Source organism: Mycobacterium sp. (assembly GCF_046091765.1).
In the GTDB taxonomy this organism is placed as follows: Bacteria; Actinomycetota; Actinomycetes; order Mycobacteriales; family Mycobacteriaceae; genus Mycobacterium.
In genome coordinates, this window is record NZ_JBJTCF010000102.1 from 1 (window position 1) to 4,429 (window position 4,429).

5 protein-coding genes are annotated in these 4,429 nt (G+C 71.7%); 1 reads left to right on the plus strand and 4 read right to left on the minus strand.

The genetic code is table 11. The annotated features are described in order from the left end of the window. The 3 genes from ACKOB8_RS11145 to ACKOB8_RS11155 form a co-directional block, all read right to left on the minus strand. Positions 1–1,160 (minus strand): lytic transglycosylase domain-containing protein (locus ACKOB8_RS11145; RefSeq protein ID WP_526377280.1); only part of this gene is annotated, 1,160 nt, incomplete at its 3' end. A 97-nt stretch (positions 1,161–1,257) separates the two neighbouring features. Next, a complete protein-coding gene (locus tag ACKOB8_RS11150; RefSeq protein ID WP_526377281.1) occupies positions 1,258–1,812 on the minus strand; it encodes a DUF1003 domain-containing protein in 555 nt (184 codons plus the stop codon). Continuing rightward, positions 1,809–3,095 (minus strand): magnesium transporter MgtE N-terminal domain-containing protein, encoded by a 1,287-nt coding sequence (locus ACKOB8_RS11155; protein WP_526377282.1) that lies wholly within the window; start codon positions 3,093–3,095, stop codon positions 1,809–1,811. The genes ACKOB8_RS11150 and ACKOB8_RS11155 overlap by 4 nt, the downstream gene beginning before the upstream one ends. 24 nt (positions 3,096–3,119) lie before the next feature. On the opposite strand from ACKOB8_RS11155, the gene ACKOB8_RS11160 reads away from it, so the two are divergent. Beyond that, positions 3,120–4,076: an HpcH/HpaI aldolase/citrate lyase family protein gene (locus ACKOB8_RS11160; RefSeq protein ID WP_526377283.1), complete on the plus strand. Its 957-nt coding sequence runs from the start codon at positions 3,120–3,122 to the stop codon at positions 4,074–4,076. Between the two features lie 38 nt (positions 4,077–4,114). Here ACKOB8_RS11160 and ACKOB8_RS11165 read toward each other — a convergent pair. Continuing rightward, a partial coding sequence (locus ACKOB8_RS11165) for a DUF4190 domain-containing protein (RefSeq protein ID WP_526377284.1) occupies positions 4,115–4,429 on the minus strand: 315 nt, incomplete at its 5' end.

Consider the following 4,429-nt stretch of genomic DNA (forward strand, 5'->3'; position numbering starts at 1 on the left):
GGGGTACCGGGCAGGGGTGCGGCGGGCGGCGGGCCGATCGGGCTCACCATCGCCGGGGGGGCCATCCACGGCGGCAGCGCCGTCGGTGACATCCACGGCGGCAGGTTCGGGTTGGCCGCCTCGGTCGGTGCCAGCTGGGAGGCCATGCAGATCACCTGGCAACCGTGCTCGACGGTCCCCATGTGTGCGGACTCCTGTGGTCCGGGGACGGCCATCTGCTCGGCAACCATCGTGTCGCCCAAGCTGAACGCCATCTGCTGGGACAGCAGGTCGGTGGCGGGCAGACTGTGCTGGCCGGGATCGCGGATGACCGCGCCCTCCCCGAACGAGGTGTTGCCCAGCACCGGGACCGCCCCGGTGATCGGCGGCAGGTCGACCGGCGCGACGCCGGTGGCGTACGCCGCGGCCCACCCGAGCACGTTCTGCGCGTAGGCCAGGGAGTTGTTGTAGCGCAGGATCGCCGTCATCACCTGCGCCTGGTTGCGCAGGTTGAGCCCTCCGCTGCACAGGTAGCGGGCTGCCGCCAGGGTGGCGTCGAACAGGTTCTGCGGGTCGGCCTTGCCGTCGCCGTCGCCGTCGGAGGCGTACCGCGACCAGGTGCCGGGCAGGAACTGCATCGGCCCGATCGCGCGGGCATAGACGGCCCGGCCGCTCTGGTTGCCCTGCACGATGATCTCGTTGCCCGGCAGCGATCCGTCCAGGACCGGGCCGTAGATCGGCCGGACTGCGGTGCCACTCGCGTCGGTCGCGCCGCCGTTGGCGTGCGAGGACTCGATGCGGCCGATCCCGGCGAGCAGGTTCCAGCTCACCCCGCAGCCGGGGGAGGCGATCGCCATCGACTGCTCGGCCTTGCGATAGGCGGCCAGCGCCATCCCCGGAATCCGCATCCCGCCTGGAGCGTTGACCACGGCGGCCGGCGGCGGGGCGAACGTGGTGGCGCCCGTCGCGCCGAACCGGAAGTTGGTGGGCGCCTTGGCCGCAGCCACCACCGACATTCCCCGGGGCTCGGCGGCGGGCTCGGCGGCGGCTGTCGCGGTCGGATCGGCCGCGCCCGCGCTGACCCGACCGGGGCTGGCCGCCACGGCGCTGGCCAGCACGACCGGCGTGATCACCGCGATCCCCAGCGCGGGGGCGCGCAAGCGGCCCGACCGGCGTGTCATCCGCACCCCACCGCCCTCGACAGAAGATCGCCACTCGATCCCGAACCCCGCCACCATACCCAGTCCGACCCGGCCGGCGGGGCGCATTCGCTGGTTGTCACCCCGAGACCTTTTTGGTGCGGCGCGGGGGGCTGTCCGGTTTGCCGTCCGGTTTGCCGTCCGGGCGGCCCTCGGACCCCGGGTCGGCCAGGGCCTCGATCAGCTCCCGGATCTCGTCGATCTCGCGCCGCAGGTAGTCGCGGGTGGCGACCTCGCCGACCGCCAGGCGCAGCGCGGCCAGCTCGCGGGCCAGGAACTCGGTGTCGGCCTTGGTCTGCTCGGCGCGCCGCCGGTCCTCCTCGAGCGCGACCTTGTCGCGGTTCTCCTGACGGTTCTGGGCCAGCAGGATCAGCGGGGCGGCGTAGGCGGCCTGGGTGGAGAACACCAGGTTGAGCAGGATGAAGGGGTAGGGATCCCACCTCAGGGTGACCGCGAAGAGGTTCAGGCAGATCCACACCACCACCAGGACCGTCTGCCACAGCAGATAGCGCCCGGTTCCCAGGAAACGCGCAATGGATTCGCTGAACCGCCCGACCGCCTCCGCGTCGAGGTTCAGTGACGGTCGCCGCGAGGTCAGCGGGGTGTCGAGGCGCTGGCGCCCGGGTTCGGTCACGGCGCACCCCCCACGCCGGTCTGATCGAAGGTCTCCCGCCAGTCGTCGGGCAGCAGGTGGTCGAGCACGTCGTCGACGGACACCGCGCCCAGCAGGTGGTTCTCATCGTCGACCACCGGTCCGCAGACCAGGTTGTAGGCCGCGAAGTAGCGGGTCACCTCGCCGAGGGGGGTGTCGGGATTCAGGCTGGGCAGGTCGGTGTCGACGATTCCGCTGACCAGGTTGGCCGGCGGCTCGCGCAGCATCGCCTGCAGATGCACGCAGCCCAGGTAGCGGCCGGTCGGGGTGGCCGTCGGCGGACGCACCACGAACGCCAGCGAGGCCAGCGCCGGCGTCAGGTCGGGGTTGCGGACCCGCGCCAGTCCCTCGGCGACGGTCGTGTCCGGGGCCAGCACCACCGGCTCGGAGGTCATCAGCCCGCCGGCGGTGTTCGGGGAGTGGCTGAGCAGCCGGCGCACCGGTTCGGATTCCTCCGGATCCATCCTGCGCAGCAGGAACTCGGCCTGGGTCGGGTTCAAAGCGCCCAGCAGGTCGGCGGCGTCGTCGGGGTCCATCGCCTCCAGCACGTCGGCGGCCCGCTCGGTGTCCAGCTGCATCAGCAGCTCGCTCTGGTCGTCTTCGGGCAGCTCCTGCAGGATGTCGGCCAGGCGCTCGTCGTCGAGGGCGTTGACCAGTTCGGTGCGGCGCTTGGCCGGCAGGTCGCGCAGGGCGTCAGCCACCGCGATCGGCCGCTGGCCCTCGAACTGGTGCAGCAGCTGCGCCACGCCCTGGTCGGGCATCGCCAGGCCCGAAGGGGTCAGGCCGGTGACGTTCTGCCAGTCCACCACCGCGACCGCCGAGCGCCGGCCCAGCCGCCGCAGGCTGCGCACGGCCACCCGGGTGACCACCCAGTCGCGGGTCCGGGTCGGTTCGATGGCGAGGTCGAAGACCACCACGTCCACCCCGGCGAGCTGGTCCTGCTCGGGGTCGTCGACCCGCACCCGGGTGTCGAGCACCTGCCCGAGCACCAGGACCTCGCCGGGCCGCTGGGTGAATCTGCTCAGCGACACGTTTCCGGTGTTGAGCGTCACCGCATTGGGCTCGATCGCGGTCACCCGCAGGATCGGGACGAAAATCCGCCGGCGGGTGGGCAGTTCGACGACGAGCCCCAGCACGCGCGGTTGCTGGCGGACGATGCTGATGCTGATCACCACATCGCGCACCCGGCCCAAGGACTCCCCGTCCGGGCCGAGCACCACCATCCCGGCAAGCCGCGCCGCATATACCCTGTTCGTCGACGCCATGACCAAAAGGGTAGGAGTCTGCGCGTGGACGGCACCTATCGGCCCCGACGAACCTGCCTGTCGGTTCCGGGCAGCAGCCCGAAGATGATCGAGAAGGCCAAAAGCCTGCCCGCCGATCAGGTGTTCCTCGACCTGGAGGACTCCGTCGCCCCGGATGCCAAGGCGGCGGCGCGGACCCGGGTCGGGGCCGCGCTGGCCGGGCCGGGGTGGGCCGGGCAGCTGCGCGGTGTGCGGGTCAACGACTGGACGACGCCCTGGACCTACCTCGACGTGATCGAGGTGGTGTCGGCGGCGGGTGGGCACCTCGATGTGATCGTGCTGCCCAAGGTCGTCGAAGCGGGCCACGTCCACGCGCTGGATCTGGTGCTGACCCAGCTCGAACGCGGCCTGGGCCTGCCGGTCGGCAGGATCGGCGTCGACGTACAGATCGAGGACGCCCGCGGGCTGAGCAACGTCGCCGCCATCGCCCGCGCGCCGCGGGTGCAGGCCCTGGTGCTGGGCCCCGCCGACCTGATCGCCAGCTTGAACATGCGCACCCTGGAGGTCGGCGAGCAGCCCCAGGGCTACGACGTGGGCGACGCCTATCACCATGCGCTGATGACCATCCTGGTGGCGGCCCGGGCCAACGGGCTGGCCGCCGTCGACGGCCCCTATCTCAAGGTGCGCGACGAGGCCGCCTTCCGCCGGGTGGCGGGACGCTCGGCGGCGCTGGGCTACGACGGCAAGTGGGTGCTGCACCCCGATCAGATCGCGGCCGGCAACGAGATCTTCACTCCGCGCCAGCAGGACTACGACCGCGCCGAGCTGATCCTGGAGGCCTACGACTGGCACACCTCGCGGGCCGGTGGCGCGCGCGGAGCGGTGATGTTGGGTGACGAGATGATCGACGAGGCCAGCCGCAAGATGGCGCGGGTGGTGGCGGGCAAGGGGCGGGCGGCCGGACTGCGGCGGGGGCCGGAGCGGTTCGTCCCGCCGGCCTAGTGCCCGGCTGTCAGAGCCGGGGTCTCAGATCCCGGGTCTCAGATCGGGGTGTTGATCGCGAAGATCAGCCAGACCAGGTTGAAGGCCAGGGTGATGACCCCGATGCTGATACCGGCCACGGCCTGCCCGTAGCCGCGCTCGCCGGTCCGCTTGATCTGGTTGATCGCGACCGCGCCGAAGACGATGCCGACCAACGCGAAGACGATTCCGACCCCGCAGATCAGGCCCAGCAGGGAAATCACCAGCGAGGTGATCGCCAGCTTGCTGGTCTGCGGCGTCAGCGGCGCCGGATAGCCGAACGCGCCCGGGTAGGGCACGCCGTACTCGGGCGGGTAGCCGGTGTAGCCGGGCGG